Source organism: Mesorhizobium sp. B2-7-3, assembly GCF_006440715.1.
GTDB classification, from domain to species: Bacteria; Pseudomonadota; Alphaproteobacteria; order Rhizobiales; family Rhizobiaceae; genus Mesorhizobium; species Mesorhizobium australicum.
Window position 1 is genome coordinate 122,423 of sequence record NZ_VFTY01000012.1, and the last position, 17,644, is coordinate 140,066.

Sequence of the window (17,644 nt, forward strand, 5' to 3'; positions counted from 1 at the left end):
GTGCATCCGGTCGCGAGAGCCCTCTCCCGCGCCCGGATGTCTTGTTTACTCGGCCGCGCCCCTATTCGGCAGCATCGGGCAGCCGGATCGGGTTGTCGTCGAGCTTGGTGTTCTCGAGCTCGACATTGAGGCCGAGAGACCGCATTTCCTTGACGAGCACGTTGAAGCTCTCGGGAATGCCTGCCTCGAACGTGTCGTCGCCACGCACGATCGCCTCGTAGACCTTGGTGCGGCCGGCGACGTCGTCCGACTTCACCGTCAGCATTTCCTGCAGCGTGTAAGCGGCGCCGTAGGCTTCCAGTGCCCAGACCTCCATCTCGCCGAAGCGCTGGCCGCCGAACTGCGCCTTGCCGCCCAGCGGCTGCTGGGTGACGAGCGAGTACGGACCGATCGAACGCGCGTGGATCTTGTCGTCCACGAGGTGGTGAAGCTTGAGCATGTAGATATAGCCCATCGTCACCTTGCGATCGAACGGCTCGCCGGTGCGTCCGTCATAGAGCTGCGACTGACCGCTGGTGTGCAGGCCCGCCTGCTCCAGCATGATGTTGATGTCAGCCTCATGCGCGCCGTCGAACACCGGGGTCGCGATGGAGACGCCGCGGCGCATCTGCTCGCTCAGGCGAACGATGCTCTCGTCGTCATATTCGCGAACCGGCTCGTTGCGGTCGTTGGCCGGCATGAAGCTCTCGAGCGTCTTGCGCAGCGGCTTGATGTCGCCGGCTGTCTTGTACGCATCGATAAGCTCGCCGATCTTCCTGCCCATGCCAGCGCAGGCCCAGCCCAGATGCGTTTCCAGGATCTGGCCGACATTCATGCGGCTCGGCACACCCAGCGGGTTGAGCACGATATCGGCATGCGTGCCGTCCTCGAGGAAAGGCATGTCCTCGACCGGAACGATACGCGACACGACACCCTTGTTGCCGTGACGGCCGGCCATCTTGTCGCCGGGCTGCATCTTGCGCTTCACCGCCACGAAGACCTTGACCATCTTCATGACGCCCGGAGGCATTTCGTCGCCGCGCTGCACCTTCTCGACCTTGTCCATGAAGCGCTGTTCGAGCGCCTTCTTGGAATCGTCGTACTGGCCACGCAGGGCTTCCAGTTCGCTCTGGAGCTTTTCGTTCTCCACCGCAAACTGCCACCACTGCGAACGCGGATACTCGTCGAGCGTGTCCTTGGACAGCGTCGAGCCCTTCTTGAAGCCCTTCGGTCCAGCGATCGCTTCCTTGCCGACGAGAACGTCGGAAAGACGCGCATAGACGTTACGGTCCAGAATGGCCTGCTCGTCGTCGCGATCCTTGGCGAGGCGTTCGATCTCCTCGCGCTCGATCGCCATGGCGCGCTCGTCCTTCTCCACACCGTGGCGATTGAACACGCGCACCTCGACGACGGTGCCGAAAGTGCCCGGAGGCATGCGCATCGAAGTGTCGCGCACGTCGGAAGCCTTTTCGCCGAAGATGGCGCGCAGAAGCTTCTCTTCCGGCGTCATCGGGCTCTCGCCCTTCGGCGTGATCTTGCCGACCAGGATGTCGCCCGGCTGCACTTCCGCACCGATATAGACGATGCCGGCTTCGTCGAGGTTCTTCAGCGCTTCTTCCGAGACGTTTGGAATATCGCGCGTGATTTCCTCCGGACCAAGCTTGGTATCGCGCGCCATGACCTCGAACTCCTCGATGTGGATCGAGGTGAAGACGTCGTCGGCCACGATACGCTCGGAGAGCAGGATCGAGTCCTCGTAGTTATAGCCATTCCACGGCATGAACGCGACCAGCACGTTGCGGCCGAGTGCCAGATCACCGAGTTCGGTCGAGGGACCGTCGGCGATGATGTCGCCCTTGTTGACCCGGTCACCCATGCGCACCAGCGGACGCTGGTTGATGCAGGTGTTCTGGTTCGAGCGCTGGAACTTCATCAGCCGGTAGATGTCGACGCCGGACTTGCCCGGATCGAGATCCTCGGTGGCGCGGATAACGATACGCGTGGCGTCCACCTGGTCGACGATGCCGCCACGACGCGCGCCGATGGCGGCGCCTGAGTCACGGGCGACGATCGGCTCCATGCCGGTACCGACGAACGGCGCCTCGGCGCGCACCAGCGGCACGGCCTGGCGCTGCATGTTCGAGCCCATCAGAGCGCGGTTGGCGTCGTCGTTCTCGAGGAACGGGATGAGCGCCGCGGCAACAGACACCATCTGCTTGGGCGACACGTCCATCAGGTCGACGTTTTCGCGCGGCGCCATCATCACTTCGCCGGCGCTGCGGCAAATGACGAACTCGTCGACGAAGCCGCCATTCTTGTCGAGCTCGGCGTTGGCCTGCGCGACATGGTGCTTGGCCTCTTCCATCGCCGAGAGATAGACGACGTCATTGGTCAGCTTGCCGTCGACGATCTTGCGGTACGGGCTTTCGATGAAGCCGTACTTGTTGACGCGCGCGAAGGTCGCCAGCGAGTTGATCAGACCGATATTCGGGCCTTCCGGCGTCTCGATCGGGCAGATACGGCCGTAATGCGTCGGGTGCACGTCGCGCACTTCGAAGCCGGCACGCTCGCGGGTCAGACCGCCCGGTCCAAGCGCCGAGAGACGACGCTTGTGGGTGATCTCCGACAGCGGGTTGGTCTGGTCCATGAACTGCGACAGCTGCGAGGAACCGAAGAACTCGCGCACGGCGGCGGCCGCCGGCTTGGCGTTGATCAGGTCCTGCGGCATGACCGTGTCGATCTCGATCGAGGACATGCGTTCCTTGATCGCGCGCTCCATGCGCAGCAGGCCGACGCGGTACTGGTTCTCCATCAGCTCGCCGACCGAACGCACGCGGCGGTTGCCGAGATTGTCGATGTCGTCGATCTCGCCCTTGCCATCACGCAGTTCGACCAGCGTCCTGACCACGGCCAGGATGTCGTCCTTGCGCAGCACGCGCACGGTGTCCTCGGCCTTGAGCTCGAGGCGCATGTTCATCTTGACGCGGCCGACGGCGGACAGGTCGTAGCGCTCGCTGTCGAAGAACAGCGAGTTGAACATGGCTTCGGCGGTCTCGAGCGTCGGCGGCTCGCCCGGGCGCATGACACGGTAGATGTCGAACAGCGCGTCCTGGCGGCTCTCGTTCTTGTCGACGGCGAGCGTGTTGCGGATATAGGCGCCGACATTGACATGGTCGATGTCGAGGACCTGGATCTCCTGCTCGCCGGTGCCGAGCAGCACCTTGAGCGTCTTGTCGTCGATCTCATCGCCGGCCTCGAGGAAAATCTCGCCGGTGGCGTAGTTGACGATGTCCTCGGCCAGGTAGTTGCCGAGCAGATCCTCGTCGGTCGCCTTGATCGCCTTGAGACCCTTTTCGCCGAGCTGGCGTGCCTGGCGAGCGGTGATCTTCTTGCCCGCCTCGACGACGATCTCGCCGGTGTCGGCATCGACCAGGTCGCCGACGGCCTTGAGGCCGCGGAAACGCTCGACGTTGAAGGGAATGCGCCAATGGTCGCCGGCGCGCTTGTAGGTGATCTTGTTGTAGAAGGTCGACAGGATCTCCTCGCCGTCCATGCCGAGCGCCATCAGCAGCGACGTCACCGGAATCTTGCGGCGACGGTCGATGCGGGCGTGCACGACGTCCTTGGAATCGAACTCGATGTCGAGCCACGAGCCACGATAGGGGATCACACGGGCGGCAAACAGAAGCTTGCCCGACGAGTGCGACTTGCCCTTGTCGTGGTCGAAGAAGACGCCCGGAGAGCGGTGCATCTGCGAAACGATGACGCGCTCGGTGCCATTGACGATAAAGGTGCCGTTCAAGGTCATGAGCGGCATGTCGCCCATGTAGACGTCCTGCTCCTTGATGTCCTTGATCGACTTGGCACCGGTATCCTCGTCGATATCGAACACGATGAGGCGCAGCGTCACCTTCAGCGGCGCGGCATAGGTCAGGTCGCGCTGACGGCATTCGTCAACGTCGAATTTCGGTCCTTCGAACTCGTACTTCACGAACTCCAGCATGGAGGAGCCGGAAAAATCGGAGATCGGGAAGACCGACTTGAAAACAGCCTGCAGTCCTTCGTCGGGACGCCCGCCCTTGGGCTCGTCCACCATCAGGAACTGGTCATAGGATGCCTTCTGAACCTCGATAAGGTTCGGCATCTCCGCAACTTCCGGGATCTTCCCGAAGAACTTGCGTACGCGTCTGCGGCCATTGAAAGTCTGGGTCTGGGCCATCGTCGCTCCTTAGCTCTAAACTCGGGACGAACCTCGCCGCGGTTCGTCTTGCATACTGAGCCACCTGGGCGGCGGCTCTCTGTCTGTTCTCCGGCCGCCTCTCCAATTGCTTGGCGGGTTACCGGCTAAAACGGGAGAAAACCCGTTTCCTGAAGGCCGGGTTACGGCCCTCAGGAAAGAGGTTTTCGTACATCTCGCGTCACGCAGCCTCCCCTGGTCACCCAAGGGAGTGGCGGACGGCGCGAGGCCGCCCGCCGCTTTTTACGCTTACTTCAGGTCGACCTTGGCGCCAGCTGCTTCCAGCTGGGCCTTGAACTTGTCAGCGTCGGCCTTGGAAACGCCTTCCTTGACCGGCTTCGGAGCCGCTTCGACCAGGTCCTTGGCTTCCTTGAGGCCAAGACCGGTGATGGCGCGGACTTCCTTGATAACGTTGATCTTCTGAGCGCCGGCCTCGGTGAGAACGACGTCGAATTCCGTCTTTTCCTCGACCGGGGCAGCAGCAGCGGCAGCACCGCCAGCAGCGGCAACCGCCACCGGAGCAGCAGCCGAAACGCCCCACTTTTCTTCCAGAAGCTTCGACAGCTCAGCCGCCTCGAGGACGGTCAGCTTCGAAAGGTCGTCTACGATCTTTGCCAGATCAGCCATTGTTGTGTTCCTTCGTTAGGTTCGAACGTGTGTTTTTGATAGCGAGGAACGGCCTCATGCCGCCTCGTCCTTCCGGGCGTAAGCGCCGATGACGCGCGCGACCGAGGCCGCTGGCGCATTGACGATCTGGGCGATCCGGGTTGCCGGCGTGGCGATCATGCCAACCAGCCTGGCGCGCAGCTCATCGAGCGACGGAAGTGTGGCGAGTGCCTTCACACCGTCGGCGTTGAGCGAGGTGGTGCCCATTGCGCCGCCGAGAATGACGAGCTTGTCATTCCCCTTGGCGAAATCGGACGCGACCTTCGGCGCCGCAACCGGATCCTCCGAATAGGCGATCAGCGTCTGTCCCTTGAACAGCTCGATGATCGATGCGGAGTCCGTGCCCTGAAGAGCGATTTTGGCGAGACGGTTCTTCGCGACTTTAACGGTGCCACCGGCAGCGCGCATCTTCGACCGAAGGTCGTTCATTTGCGCGACGGTGATACCGGCATAGTGGGCCACGACGACTGAACCCGCGCCCGAAAACGCATCATTCAGGCCCGTGACGAGTTCGCGTTTTTCCGCTCTGTCCACTGCCTATCTCCAGTTGACCCCAGTCCTGCCAATGGGAACATTCCCATTTCGAGGACAGGCGTCGGGTTGCCTTTTGCCGGCCGGGCCATCCAGTAACGGATCTCCCGAACGACGCTCGAGGATCCTGCCCCCTTTCGCCACATCGACGGCAAAGCCGGCGATGCGCAGACAAAAGGCAAACACGGTTCGAACCTTTCATTGGAGCTTGTTGCTCCGTTGTCCGGTTTTCACCCGTCTCATGCAGGCCCACATGAATTAAGGCCCTCCTCTTGAATCAAGGTTCGGGCCGCCCGCAATCTCGGACAGGATGTCCGGAAGCCTTCCGGCTTCCGGTACCGGGCCCAGGATAAATCCAAGGCCCGGAATTCAGTCACGGATCAGCCTTCGAAAGGCCAATCCAAATCCAATCAGGACGCGGCGAGCGTCGCGACGTCGAGCTTGAGGCCCGGGCCCATCGTCGAGGTGACAGACACCTTCTTGACGTAGTTGCCCTTGGCGCCAGCCGGCTTTGCCTTGGTCACCGCATCGGCGAAGGCACGGACGTTCTCTTCCAGCGCCTTGACGTCGAAAGAGACCTTGCCGACACCGGCATGAACGATGCCGGCCTTCTCGACACGGAACTCGACCGCGCCGCCCTTCGAAGCCTTGACGGCCGCGGCGACATCGGTGGTGACGGTGCCGACCTTCGGGTTCGGCATCATGCCGCGCGGGCCGAGCACCTTACCGAGACGGCCGACGAGCGGCATCATGTCCGGCGTGGCGATGCAGCGATCGAAATCGATCGTGCCCTTCTGGACGATGTCGACCAGATCCTCGGCACCGACGATGTCGGCACCGGCGGCCTTGGCCTCTTCGGCCTTGTCGCCACGGGCGAACACGGCGACACGGACCGAGCGGCCGGTGCCGTTCGGCAGGTTGACCACGCCGCGAACCATCTGGTCGGCATGACGCGGGTCTACGCCGAGGTTCATGGCCACTTCGATGGTCTCGTCGAACTTGACCGAGGAACGATCCTTGAGCAGCTTCAGCGCATCACCGAGCGCGTAAGCCTTGTTGGGATCGATGCCTTCACGGGTCTTCGATACACGCTTTGCAATCTTTGCCATGATCTTAGCCCACCACTTCCAGACCCATCGAGCGGGCGGAGCCCTCGACCATGCGCATGGCCGCTTCGACGTCGTTCGCGTTCAGATCCTTCATCTTGGCGGTCGCGATTTCGCGAACCTTGTCGCGCGAAACCGTGCCAGCCTTGACCTTGCCCGGCTCCTTCGAGCCCGACTTCAGGTTCGCGGCCTTCTTCAGGAAGTAGCTCACCGGGGGCGTCTTCATGACGAAGGTGAACGACTTGTCCTGGTAATAGGTGATGACGACCGGAACCGGCGATCCCTTTTCCATTTCCTGGGTCTGCGCGTTGAACGCCTTGCAGAACTCCATGATGTTGATGCCACGCTGACCAAGTGCCGGGCCGATCGGGGGAGACGGCGTGGCCGATCCCGCGGAGACCTGGAGCTTGAGCTGGCCTGCAATTTTCTTAGCCATCTCTTTTCCTGCCTTTGTCTATGCCGGCCCCACGATCTGGGAAACACCGGCGGTTGCAGTCTGGTGGTGCGGTTCTTGCGGCCGGCTAAAGCCGCCTTCGCCTCCCACCGTTCTCAAGCCGCGCGTTGCCGCGCCGCTTCCCCTGATCGCCGGACCGGCATCAGGGATTTCGGATCAGCCCTTTTCGACCTGTCCGAATTCCAGATCGACGGGCACGGCGCGCCCGAAGATCGAAACTTCCACCTTGAGCCGCGCCCGCTCCTCGTCCACTTCCTGGACGAAACCGTTGAACGACGCGAAGGGACCATCCGAAACGCGGATCGCCTCGCCGATCTCGAAGGTGACCGAGGGCTTCGGCCGCTCGACGCCTTCCTGCACCTGGTTCAGGATGCGCTGGGCTTCGGCCTCGGTGATCGGCACCGGCTTGGAGTCGCCGAGAAAACCTGTGACTTTCGGCGTGTTCTTGACCAGCGAGAACACGGCGTCGGTCAGGTTGGCCTTCAAGAGCACATAGCCCGGGAAGAACTTGCGCTCGGCGTCGACCTTGCGGCCGCGACGAACCTCGACGACCTTCTCGGTCGGCACCACGATCTGCTCGATATCGGCGGACAGGCCCTTCTGCTTGGCCTTGTTCTCGATGTCCTCGGCGACCTTCTTCTCGAAGTTCGAATAGGCGTGGACGATGTACCAGCGCGTAGCCATTTTTTCGACTTCTCCTAATCGCCGGACTTAGCGTCCAATGCCCAGAATCTGCTCGACCGCGAGGCCCATGAGCTGATCGGCGGTGAAGAAGAAGATCATCGCAATCACAGCAAAGGCCAGGACCATGACCGTCGAGATCATCGTCTCGCGGCGCGACGGCCAAGTCACCTTGGCTGTCTCCGCGCGCACCTGCTGGAGAAAGACGAAAGGATTTGTGGTTTTCGAAGCCATATGCCGCCTGTCTTCAAGACCCGTTGGCCGGGTCCCCTGGATGATCCCGCTGGCCGGGACGTGCCGCCTGAGCCCAATCTCGCGCCGAATCAGCGCAATCATTTCGCCCATGCAAATCAGACGCGTAAAGCCGGCTTCCCAGCTCCACGCGTCGCGTGTCTGTTTCGTCTACATAAAACCGATTCTTGATCCACGCAAGTGGCAAGTGCCCGCTTTATGACCAAACGCCGCCTCGGAACCATCCAGTCGTTCCGTCCCGGCTATGGCGCCCTTATGCCCCAATCGGGCTAATATGGCAAGCGGCTCGCCGATTTTCAAAGGCTGGCCGCGAAATATCGTTTTGATGCCATCTTAGGAAATGGCACGGGCAGCAGGGCTCGAACCTACGACCTGCGGTTTTGGAGACCGCCGCTCTACCAACTGAGCTATGCCCGTACACGCGCGCTTCGGCGCAGGCGCTTCCTAAAAGCTTCCGCGCGCTCTGTAAAGAGCGGTTTGCAGGCAAACGTGCTTAACCCCTGCGCCAGAAATCGAGATGGTCGGCGACCAGCCCCTCGGCATCGATCTCCAGCTCCCGCCTGAAGTGGCTGGCGCGCGATTCATAGAGGTATCGCCGGCAGCCGAAGCTATTTTGCGTCCGGCACCCGATACGGACCGCCAGGCACGCCCCAGCCCCAGGCCGGCATCGGTTCGGTCTCGGGATTGCAGGTCTCGCCGAGATTGGAATTCATCTTGGCCAGCCGCGATCCCCATTCGACGTAGCCCATGAAGGCTGAACGGAATTCCGGATCGTCCGGCAGACCGACCTCATCCGCCGCGTCGGCGAGAAGATTGATCCAGCGGCGGCGCTGCTCCTCGCTCAAATGCTTGCCCAGATGATGCATGACCATTTCGCGGTGGCCGCCAAAGGTTTCGCTGTAGGTTTTCGGTCCGCCGAAGACCTCGCCGATGAAGGCCGCGACATGGGCGGGGTGGTCCGGCGACATGTGCTTGAACACCGGGCCAACGACCGGATCTTGTGCCACCTTGTCGTAGAAGGTTTGCGTCAGCCGGTTCAGCGCCTCGCGGCCTCCGGCCCATTCGTAGAGTGTCGGAACATCCTGGCTCATTCTCGATCCTTCGCCGGCCCTGCCGCCGCGACGATAGCGGAGATCGTATATGGCTCAACCTGCCTCGATGGGCAGTTCCCCCTGACATCACCGTGCTCTACAGCCTGGCGGGCGCGTCGGCCTGTGCATTGGCGGCTGGCAGGCCCAGGCAATTGTCGGGCTTGGCAACAGCCTTGCAAATCGTGGAGCCGGTCAGCGCGTCGACCGATTGCGGTCCCGTTGTCAGTCCAAGCTTGAGCATGGTGTCTGGGTCAAGTTCCCCCTCGGTCGAGCGTCGTTCGATTGTTGCGAACAGAGCGGGACTGATCGCAATCTCGTCGAGGTAAGCCTTGACCACCAGCTTCTGTCCCATCGGGTACAGGCTGAGCCGCGCCCGGGGACCGACAAGCCGTCTGGCGCCGCCGGCGACCACTAACGCACAGGCGGAATCACACTCCACCCCCGCATCGATGCTCAGTCCGGCATAGGCTCCTTCAGTGGCCAGGCAGTTCCACGCGCCGGGGTCACAGTCGACGAAATCGGTGCGGGCAACGGCGATGTCGAGCTTTCTTTCATGGATAAGCCGCCCCATTGCGAGAGCGCTGGGCAGGTCGCCTCCGCGTGAGCTGATGACGACAGGCAGCCGTCGATCGCCAAGCGTGGCCAGCAACTGCCGCAGCTTCCGCGGCGCCTGGTTGGTGATCGCGCCTTCCGCCGATATCCATTCCGGACAATCGGGATCGCACAGCGGATTGCTGCCGCGAACGACGACAAACCGCATGTCCCCGCCGGCCTTCGCGGTGTCCGGTTGAACGGCAGCCATGGGCCTTGCTGCGGCCGATGGCGTCGTCTTGCCTGCGGGTCCAGCTATTTGCCGGCAGTTCGTGGCCGGCTGGGCCAGGCCGCAGAGGCTTGCCGTGGTCAACAGATCCACTGTGTCCCGGCTGGTGACCAACTTCATCCTCACCATGTCGTCGAGCGGAATCTGACGAATCTCACTGGCCGGCGTGGCCTTCATGACTTCCAGTACGCCGTCTGCTATCCCCATTTCCCTCAGGTACGCCGAAAGCGTCTTCTCGACGGTCCTGCTCATCTCGTAAGTTTTGTAGCTGCCAGCGTTTTTGCGGCTGACCACCTTGGTGCTGATGATCTTCTTCCTGCCGTTCACGATCCGATACGTGGTCCGGTAGAGCAGCTTCTCCCGCTGGTATGTGGTGGTGATCTGGTGGACGCCGAGATAGCCGAAATCTCCAACGAAGCGGCGGACACCGCCGGAAAACATTAGCGGACAGGCCGAATTGCACATGGCTCCGTCGTCATAGGCCGTACCGAAATAATCGGCACTCTTGCCCTTGTTGTCCCCGCAGTTTGTTTCCGGTCGGCAATCGGAAAAAACAGTCACGCCGACGGCGATATCGAGCTTGTTCTTGCGGATCATACGGCCGAGTGCCAACGCGGCCTCGACGTTACCGCCGGGCGAATTGACGACGACCGGCAATTGCCTTCCCTTGAGCGCCTTGAGCGTGCGCTTGAAGAGAGACGGCGTGCCCGCGTCGATGGTACCGTCCGCCGATATCCATTCAGGACAGTTGGGTTCGCATCCCGGAGCGTTGCTGCGCACGACGACGAAGCGCATGGGCGGGATGTCGAGAGGCCCATCCTCCGCTCGCGCTGTCAAAACGGGCAGAGCCATGGCGACGGCGAGGCAAACCAGTGCCCATAACCGCCATGCCTTCCCATCGAAACGGTGCCTTGGAACCACGGTCGGCAAAGCTCCCCTCAGCGCAACCTATACTAGTTGCAGCCATGGCGCTTGCAACAGCTTTGAAACAAACGCGCAATGCTTGCGTTGCGAGGCGTCTGAAACGAAAAAGGGCGGCCCGAAGACCGCCCTTTCGTTTTCGAGACCGGCAGCAGCCGGATCGATTACTCTTTGATGGTGACGACGATGCCGGCACCGACGGTGCGGCCGCCTTCACGGATGGCGAAGCGCAGCTTCTCTTCCATGGCGATCGGCACGATCAGCTCGACATCGACCGTGATGTTGTCGCCGGGCATCACCATCTCGGTGCCTTCCGGCAGCGACACGATGCCGGTCACGTCGGTCGTGCGGAAGTAGAACTGCGGACGGTAGTTGGTGAAGAACGGCGTATGACGGCCGCCTTCGTCCTTGGTCAGGATGTAGGCTTCGGCCACGAACTTCTTGTGCGGCTTCACCGTGCCCGGCTTGGCCAGAACCTGGCCGCGCTCGACACCTTCACGATCAACGCCGCGCAGCAGCGCGCCGATGTTGTCGCCAGCCTGGCCCTGGTCGAGCAGCTTGCGGAACATTTCCACGCCCGTGCAGGTCGTCTTGGTCGTCGGACGGATGCCGATGATCTCCAGTTCCTCGCCGACCTTGACCACGCCGCGCTCGACGCGGCCGGTGACGACCGTGCCGCGGCCCGAGATCGAGAACACGTCCTCGATCGGCATCAGGAACGGCTTGTCGAGCGGACGAACCGGCGTCGGGATGTAGGCGTCGACCGCAGCCATCAGCTCGCGGATCGCGTCCTCACCGATCTTCTTGTCCGAATCTTCGAGTGCAGCCAGCGCCGAACCCTTGACGATCGGAATGTCGTCGCCGGGGAATTCGTTCTTCGACAGCAGTTCGCGAACCTCGAGCTCGACCAGTTCGAGCAGCTCGGCGTCGTCGACCTGGTCGACCTTGTTCAGGAACACAACGATCGACGGCACGCCGACCTGACGGGCCAGCAGGATATGCTCGCGGGTCTGCGGCATCGGGCCGTCGGCGGCCGACACGACCAGGATCGCGCCGTCCATCTGCGCGGCACCGGTGATCATGTTCTTCACATAGTCGGCGTGGCCGGGGCAGTCGACGTGGGCATAGTGGCGGTTGGCGGTCTCGTATTCGACGTGAGCCGTCGAGATCGTGATGCCGCGCGCCTTCTCTTCAGGCGCCGCGTCAATCTGGTCATAGCGCTTGTATTCGCCAAAATACTTGGTGATCGCCGCCGTCAGCGACGTCTTGCCATGGTCGACGTGACCAATCGTGCCGATGTTCACATGAGGCTTGGTGCGCTCGAATTTACCTTTTGCCATAGTCTCTTTCCTTGGACGGCCTGGACCTTCAGTTCAGTCGAATGCGGGGCGATTAGCGATAAAGGCCAAAAAACACAAGCGTCTTTTGCCCGGGCGCCATCTCACTCGGCCAGAACCCATGATCCGATTGCGGGGATGTGGCGCTGATATGGGGATCCGTCGTTGAAAATGGAATGGGCGAAAACCGAGGGAGCAAAGCGAGGATTGCTCGGGTCTCCACGTCAGTCGCTGTCGGATTTATCGGCGGTTCATGGCCCATTGCGGCAGCGATCCGCGTCTGATCTCCTGCGCCGATGCATTTCATCCCGACTGCCGTTCGCGGCCCGCTGTTCATGATCGTCTCGACCGGGTCGTATCTGGTCAACGACACGATGATGAAGCTCGCCACGTCGGGGTTGCCCTCCTACGAAGTGCTCTTCCTGCGTGGTGCCGCGGCAACGCTGTGGGGCCTTCCGCTGTTGTTTGCGCTCGGCTACGGCAAGCAGATCCCGCTGATCTTCGACAGGCGGGTGCTGCGCAGGAACCTCCTCGAACTGGCGGCGATCCTCTGTTACGTCGTCGCGCTCGCCAACATGCAGATCGCCGATTCCACCGCGTTGGGGCAGATCACGCCGCTGCTGATGCTGGTCGGCTCCTCGATCCTGTTTGGCGAGCGCATCGGCGGCCAACGCATGGCGCTGATCGGGCTGGGCTTCATCGGCGCGCTGATGGTGGCGCAGCCGACCATGCAAGGCATTTCGGTCTATGCCTTGCTGGCGCTCGGCAACGCGACGTTCGCCGCCGCGCGCGATCTGGCCGGCCGCAAGATCGCCGCCGAAGTGCCAGGAATGATCGTGGCGATCTCGGCAGTCGTCGTGGTCCTGATCGGAGCAGGCGCCGCGCATCTGGTTTCCGAGCGCTGGGTGGCGCCGGAGGCGCACCACCTGATGCTGATGGCGGGAGCCGGTTTCTTCCTGATCTTCGGCCACTTCTTCATCTTCATGGCCTATCGCGTCGGGCCGACCGGCGCGGTGGCGCCGTTCTATTACTGCTTCACGGTCTGGGCCGTCATTTCGGGCCTGCTGGTGTTCGGGCAATTCCCCAATGCACTGGCGGTCTGCGGCATCCTGCTGGTTGTCGCCAGCGGGCTGACCATCGTGTCGCTGGACCAGCGCAAGCGTCGGCTGGCCGTGGTCGCCTGATCCGCGGCGGCGCACCGGCATAATAGTTTCCGATACCGTGAGCGCGGTCAGCACCGACGGCGGGTTAGCGCAATTCAGAATTCGGCAGCCGATAATCCGCCGATTGCGTCTAGATGGTCCGCTTGCCCGCGAACTGATGATAGGCCCACAACACCACGACGGCACCCACGACGGCGACGATCAGGCTATAGATGTTGAGGCCGGTCACACCCGAAGCACCGAAGGCGCTGAAGATCAGCCCGCCGACTATGGCGCCGACAATGCCGAGCACGATATCCATGATCATGCCCTGACCGGTCTTGTTGACGATCTTACTGCCAATGAACCCGGCAATGACGCCGAGAATGATCCAGCTGATGATACCCATTTTTTCCTCTCCATTCCTCCGCCAACCGGACATTTTCATATGATTGTCAAAAGCTCAAGCCAGCTTGAAATTCCCCCCGAATGCGCCATTGTTGAAGACGGGCTGGGCTTGGTTGAAATGGAGGATCCACTATGGGACTTTTTGACAACGCCGTTCCCGGCGGCAATATCACCAAACCGCTGATGATCGCGCTCGGTGCGCTGCTGGTTGGGAAGATGCTGAGCGGCAGAAGCGCCGAACAGCCGGACCAGGCTCAAGCGCCGGCGCCCGCCGATCCCACGCCCGTCGGAACCGCGTCCGGTGACGGTGGGCTGCTCGGCGGACTGGGCGGGCTGCTCGACAAGCTCAAGAACGCCGGCCATGGCAATGTCGCCGACTCCTGGGTCGGCACCGGGCAGAACCAGTCAATCGGCGCCAATGAGCTGGGCAACGCGATCGGACCGCAGGTCATTCGCGAGATCGCCCAAAGGACGGGGCTCGACGAGCAGGAGCTGCTCAAGCAGCTATCGGCCGCCTTGCCCGGCATCGTCGACAAGCTGACCCCGAACGGCCAGGTACCGCAACAGCACCAGGTCGCCTCCGCCTTCAACAGCTGACGCGGCGCACACCAATGCCTGAAGCGCTGCGCGCCTGCCGCGCAGTGTTTCGGCTTGCCGGCTGTTTCGCTGAAAATCTGGAGCGGGTAGCGGGAATCGAACCCGCATATTCAGCTTGGAAGGCTGCTGCTCTACCACTGAGCTATACCCGCGCCTTGCACTGAAGTATCGGATTTCCCGGAAAAGCGCCATGCGCTTTTCGCCTCCGATGCTTTCACGTTTCAGGCTTCCGGGCCGGCAGTGGTGGAGAGGGTTGGATTCGAACCAACGTAGGCTAAGCCAACGGATTTACAGTCCGTCCCCTTTAACCACTCGGGCACCTCTCCAGTCTGCCGCCGGAGCCATGCAACGAGGCATTCTTGCCGATCCGGACCCGAGATAGATGTCTTCTCCGAAACCAGCGAAGCGCCTTATGGCGGCAAGCCCATTGGGTGTCAACCGCGCGGCCACGGTTTTTCGATGTTGTTCGCCGGCTGCGGCGACAGGGCATATCCTTGGCCGGAGGACACGGCTATAGAAGCCGGCCATGAGCAACAATTCCAACACTCCCAAAGACACCCATTACGCCAAGCTGCGCCGCGCCTTCCGCGACGAGAAGAGCGGCGGCGCGCCGGCGTTCAAGCCACGGCAACCAGTGCCACCAGGCGAAAACGCAGCCGACGGGCTGGTGCGGCTCTATGGCCTGCATACGGTGCGCGCGGCACTCGACAATCCGCGCCGCCGGATCAAGAAAATGCTGGTGACGCGCAATGCGGCCGAACGGCTCGAGATCACCGATCTCGCCGCCCTGCCCTTCAAGGCTGAACTGGTCGAACCCAGGGACATCGACAAGATTACCGGATCGGACGCTGTGCACCAGGGGGTGCTGATCGAGGCCGAGCCGCTGAAGCCCAAGCGCCTCGACGCACTTGGCGACACAAGGTTGGTGCTGGTGCTCGACCAGGTCACCGACCCGCACAATGTCGGCGCCATTCTGCGTTCGGCGGTCGCTTTCGGCGCTGGCGCGCTGATCACCACGGCGCGCCACAGCCCGCAGGAATCAGGCGTGCTGGCAAAATCCGCCTCCGGTGCGCTTGAGCATATCGACCAGGTCGAGGTGAAGAACCTCGCCGATGCGCTCGGCCAGTTGCACGAAGCGGGCTTCCAGACCATCGGGCTCGATTCGGACGGGCCGGCTGAGCTCGAAACCAGCTTTGCCGGCGACAGGATCGCTTTGGTGCTCGGCGCCGAGGGCAAGGGCCTGCGGCAGAAGACGCGCGAGACGGTGACGACGCTGGCCAGGCTCGACATGCCCGGCGCCATCCGCTCGCTCAATGTGTCGAACGCGGCGGCGGTGAGCCTTTATGCGGCGCGGGCATTTCTGAAGCGCGGCTGACTGGAAGCGGCAAGCCTCCAGCCAGAAATCAAAACGGGTCCCGGCGATGCTTTGCCGGAACCCGTTGCTGGGTTAAGACGGAAATTGACGGCTTGGGAACGTTACGCCGCCCTCTTCCAACCTATGCCGCTTTGATTTCTCTTGCCTCCTTGCCGATTTCGAAATTCGCCATCCGCTCCAGCGCCCTCACCAGCGCGGAATGATCTTCCTTCGCGCCGCCATTGGCGGCGCAGGAATTGAACAGTTGCTGGGTGGTCGAAGTGTTGGGCAGCGACACACCAAGGGCCTTCGCACCCTCCAGCGCCAGGTTGAGATCCTTCTGGTGCAGTTCGATGCGGAAGCCTGGCGCGAAGGTGCGCTTGACCATGCGCTCGCCATGCACTTCGAGAATGCGCGAGGCGGCCAGCCCGCCCATCAGCGCTTGCCTGACCTTGGCCGGGTCAGCGCCAGCTTTCGATGCAAAAACAAGGGCTTCGGCGACGGCTTCAATGGTCAGCGCGACGACGATCTGGTTGGCCACCTTGGTGGTCTGGCCGACACCATTGGGTCCGACCAAAGTGATGTTCTTGCCCATTTTCTCGAACACGGGTTTTGCGCGCTCGAAGGCCGGTTCCTCACCACCGACCATGATGGTAAGCGAAGCCGCCCTGGCACCGACCTCGCCGCCGGAAACCGGCGCGTCGAGATAGTCGCAACCGAGATCGTTGATCCTTTTCGCGAAGTCCTTTGTCTCGATCGGCGAGATCGAACTCATGTCGATCACCAGCTTGCCCTTGGCCAGGCCGGACGCGACTCCGTTGTCGCCGAACAGCACATCGGCCACCTGCGGTGTGTCGGGAACCATCAGGATGATGATCTCGGCGGCCCTCGCGACGGCGGCATGGCCGGCGACCGACTTCAGACCCTTGGCGACGAGATCGGCCGGCGGTTTTGAGCGGTGGTCGCTGGCGATGACGCTGTAGCCGGCCGCCAGCAGATGCCCCGCCATCGGCGCGCCCATGATGCCCAGCCCGATGAAGCCGATGGTTTCCATTGCTTCTCTCCGTTTTTTGTCAGATCGCGTTCCTTCACGCCCAGAGGGGGCGCAACAGAACGCGACCTGAATTGCAAGATTCTTGACAGCTAAGCGGCAGCACTTCCCTGCCCGGTCAGTTCCCTGAACCACCCCAGACCGGCCTCCGTCCCTGCCTTCGGCTTGTACTCCGCGCCAATCCAGCCGGCATAACCAATCCGGTCGATATGTTCGTAGAGGAAGGGATAGTTGATCTCGCCCGTCCCCGGCTCGTGACGGCCGGGATTGTCCGCAAGCTGGATATGCGCGATGCGGTCGAGGTTTGCCTCGATCTTGCGGGCGAGATCCCCCTCCATGATCTGCATGTGGTAGATGTCATATTGCAGGAACAGGTTCTTCGAGCCGACGCGGTCGATCAGCGCCAGCGCCTGGTCGGAGTAGTTGAGGAAGAAGCCCGGGATATCGCGGGTGTTGATCGGCTCGATCAGCAGCTTGATGCCGGCTTGGTCGAGTTTCTCCGCCGCGAAAGCCAGGTTCTCGGCAAAGACATCCTCCAGCACCTTGCGGTCGACGTTGGCTGGCGCGATGCCGGCCAGGCAGTTGACCTGCCCGCAGCCAAGTGCCTGCGCGTAGGCGATCGCCCTGGCAATGCCCTGGCGGAATTCCGGCACGCGGTCCGGCAGCACGGCGATGCCACGCTCGCCGTTGGCCCAGTCGCCCGCCGGCAGGTTGAACAGCACCTGCGTCAGGCCGTTCTTCTTCAGTCGGGCGGCGACCACCTCGGGCGCATGATCGTAAGGGCCGATATATTCGACCCCCTTGAAGCCGGCGCGGGCGGCGGCATCGAAACGGTCGAGGAAATCATGCTCGCCAAAGAGCATCGACAGATTGGCTGAAAAACGCGGCATTCTTTTTTCTCCTTTTCTTGCCTGGAACCAAAGCCGTGTTGAGATTCAGGTCAGGCCGAGTCGAAAATGGTGGTTTCCGAGAACCGGAGCGGAGCGTACTTTTCGTACGTGAGCACCGGAAGCGCAG

Annotated in this window: 16 protein-coding genes and 3 tRNA genes; 3 read left to right on the forward strand and 16 right to left on the reverse strand. The window is 62.2% G+C overall.

The genetic code is table 11. The annotated features are described in order from the left end of the window. Positions 1-61: 61 nt before the first annotated feature. The 11 genes from rpoB to tuf form a co-directional block, all read right to left on the reverse strand. Positions 62-4,198: a DNA-directed RNA polymerase subunit beta gene (gene rpoB / locus FJW04_RS24740; protein ID WP_015317992.1), complete on the reverse strand. Its 4,137-nt coding sequence runs from the start codon at positions 4,196-4,198 to the stop codon at positions 62-64. A gap of 267 nt (positions 4,199-4,465) precedes the next feature. Further along, positions 4,466-4,843 (reverse strand): 50S ribosomal protein L7/L12, encoded by a 378-nt coding sequence (rplL, locus tag FJW04_RS24745; protein ID WP_015317993.1) that lies wholly within the window; start codon positions 4,841-4,843, stop codon positions 4,466-4,468. A 54-nt stretch (positions 4,844-4,897) separates the two neighbouring features. Beyond that, the gene (rplJ, locus tag FJW04_RS24750; protein ID WP_140717285.1) at positions 4,898-5,416 is read right to left on the reverse strand and encodes a 50S ribosomal protein L10; all 519 of its coding nucleotides are present in this window, start codon (positions 5,414-5,416) and stop codon (positions 4,898-4,900) included. A 407-nt stretch (positions 5,417-5,823) separates the two neighbouring features. After that, a complete protein-coding gene (gene rplA, locus FJW04_RS24755) occupies positions 5,824-6,522 on the reverse strand; it encodes a 50S ribosomal protein L1 (RefSeq protein ID WP_140620687.1) in 699 nt (232 codons plus the stop codon). Positions 6,523-6,526: 4 nt separating this feature from the next. Continuing rightward, positions 6,527-6,955, reverse strand: coding sequence for a 50S ribosomal protein L11 (rplK, locus tag FJW04_RS24760; protein ID WP_010909262.1), 429 nt, complete (start codon positions 6,953-6,955; stop codon positions 6,527-6,529). 174 nt (positions 6,956-7,129) lie between these two features. Next, the gene (gene nusG, locus FJW04_RS24765; protein ID WP_015317996.1) at positions 7,130-7,657 is read right to left on the reverse strand and encodes a transcription termination/antitermination protein NusG; all 528 of its coding nucleotides are present in this window, start codon (positions 7,655-7,657) and stop codon (positions 7,130-7,132) included. Between the two features lie 27 nt (positions 7,658-7,684). Next, positions 7,685-7,888 carry a preprotein translocase subunit SecE gene (gene secE / locus FJW04_RS24770; RefSeq protein ID WP_013531408.1) on the reverse strand — a complete coding sequence of 68 codons (204 nt, stop codon included), beginning with the start codon at positions 7,886-7,888 and terminating at the stop codon, positions 7,685-7,687. A 359-nt stretch (positions 7,889-8,247) separates the two neighbouring features. Continuing rightward, positions 8,248-8,323: transfer RNA gene (locus FJW04_RS24775), tRNA-Trp, on the reverse strand. Positions 8,324-8,514: 191 nt separating this feature from the next. Beyond that, on the reverse strand, positions 8,515-8,997 hold the full coding sequence (locus tag FJW04_RS24780) for a group II truncated hemoglobin (protein ID WP_140717287.1): 483 nt from the start codon (positions 8,995-8,997) through the stop codon (positions 8,515-8,517). A 97-nt stretch (positions 8,998-9,094) separates the two neighbouring features. Then, positions 9,095-10,738 carry a hypothetical protein gene (locus FJW04_RS24785; RefSeq protein ID WP_140717353.1) on the reverse strand — a complete coding sequence of 548 codons (1,644 nt, stop codon included), beginning with the start codon at positions 10,736-10,738 and terminating at the stop codon, positions 9,095-9,097. 164 nt (positions 10,739-10,902) lie between these two features. Then, the gene (gene tuf / locus FJW04_RS24790; protein ID WP_015317986.1) at positions 10,903-12,078 is read right to left on the reverse strand and encodes an elongation factor Tu; all 1,176 of its coding nucleotides are present in this window, start codon (positions 12,076-12,078) and stop codon (positions 10,903-10,905) included. Between the two features lie 293 nt (positions 12,079-12,371). On the opposite strand from tuf, the gene FJW04_RS24795 reads away from it, so the two are divergent. After that, positions 12,372-13,259 carry a DMT family transporter gene (locus FJW04_RS24795; RefSeq protein ID WP_023773054.1) on the forward strand — a complete coding sequence of 296 codons (888 nt, stop codon included), beginning with the start codon at positions 12,372-12,374 and terminating at the stop codon, positions 13,257-13,259. Positions 13,260-13,368: 109 nt separating this feature from the next. Here the strand turns inward: FJW04_RS24795 and FJW04_RS24800 are convergent, their stop codons facing one another. After that, the gene (locus FJW04_RS24800; RefSeq protein ID WP_015318000.1) at positions 13,369-13,626 is read right to left on the reverse strand and encodes a GlsB/YeaQ/YmgE family stress response membrane protein; all 258 of its coding nucleotides are present in this window, start codon (positions 13,624-13,626) and stop codon (positions 13,369-13,371) included. A gap of 131 nt (positions 13,627-13,757) precedes the next feature. Here FJW04_RS24800 and FJW04_RS24805 point away from each other — a divergent pair, with 131 nt between their 5' ends. Further along, positions 13,758-14,222: a YidB family protein gene (locus FJW04_RS24805; protein WP_015318001.1), complete on the forward strand. Its 465-nt coding sequence runs from the start codon at positions 13,758-13,760 to the stop codon at positions 14,220-14,222. 78 nt (positions 14,223-14,300) lie between these two features. Here the strand turns inward: FJW04_RS24805 and FJW04_RS24810 are convergent. Next, a tRNA-Gly gene (locus FJW04_RS24810) sits at positions 14,301-14,374 on the reverse strand. A gap of 89 nt (positions 14,375-14,463) precedes the next feature. Further along, positions 14,464-14,548: transfer RNA gene (locus tag FJW04_RS24815), tRNA-Tyr, on the reverse strand. A gap of 200 nt (positions 14,549-14,748) precedes the next feature. On the opposite strand from FJW04_RS24815, the gene FJW04_RS24820 reads away from it, so the two are divergent. Further along, positions 14,749-15,597 (forward strand): RNA methyltransferase, encoded by an 849-nt coding sequence (locus FJW04_RS24820; protein ID WP_140717289.1) that lies wholly within the window; start codon positions 14,749-14,751, stop codon positions 15,595-15,597. Positions 15,598-15,718: 121 nt separating this feature from the next. On the opposite strand, the gene FJW04_RS24825 is transcribed toward FJW04_RS24820, so the two are convergent. Together FJW04_RS24825 and otnI are read right to left on the reverse strand one after the other, a co-directional pair. Continuing rightward, positions 15,719-16,630, reverse strand: coding sequence for a 2-hydroxy-3-oxopropionate reductase (locus tag FJW04_RS24825; protein ID WP_140717291.1), 912 nt, complete (start codon positions 16,628-16,630; stop codon positions 15,719-15,721). An 89-nt stretch (positions 16,631-16,719) separates the two neighbouring features. Beyond that, positions 16,720-17,517: a 2-oxo-tetronate isomerase gene (gene otnI, locus FJW04_RS24830; protein WP_140717293.1), complete on the reverse strand. Its 798-nt coding sequence runs from the start codon at positions 17,515-17,517 to the stop codon at positions 16,720-16,722. Between the last annotated feature and the right edge of the window lie 127 nt (positions 17,518-17,644).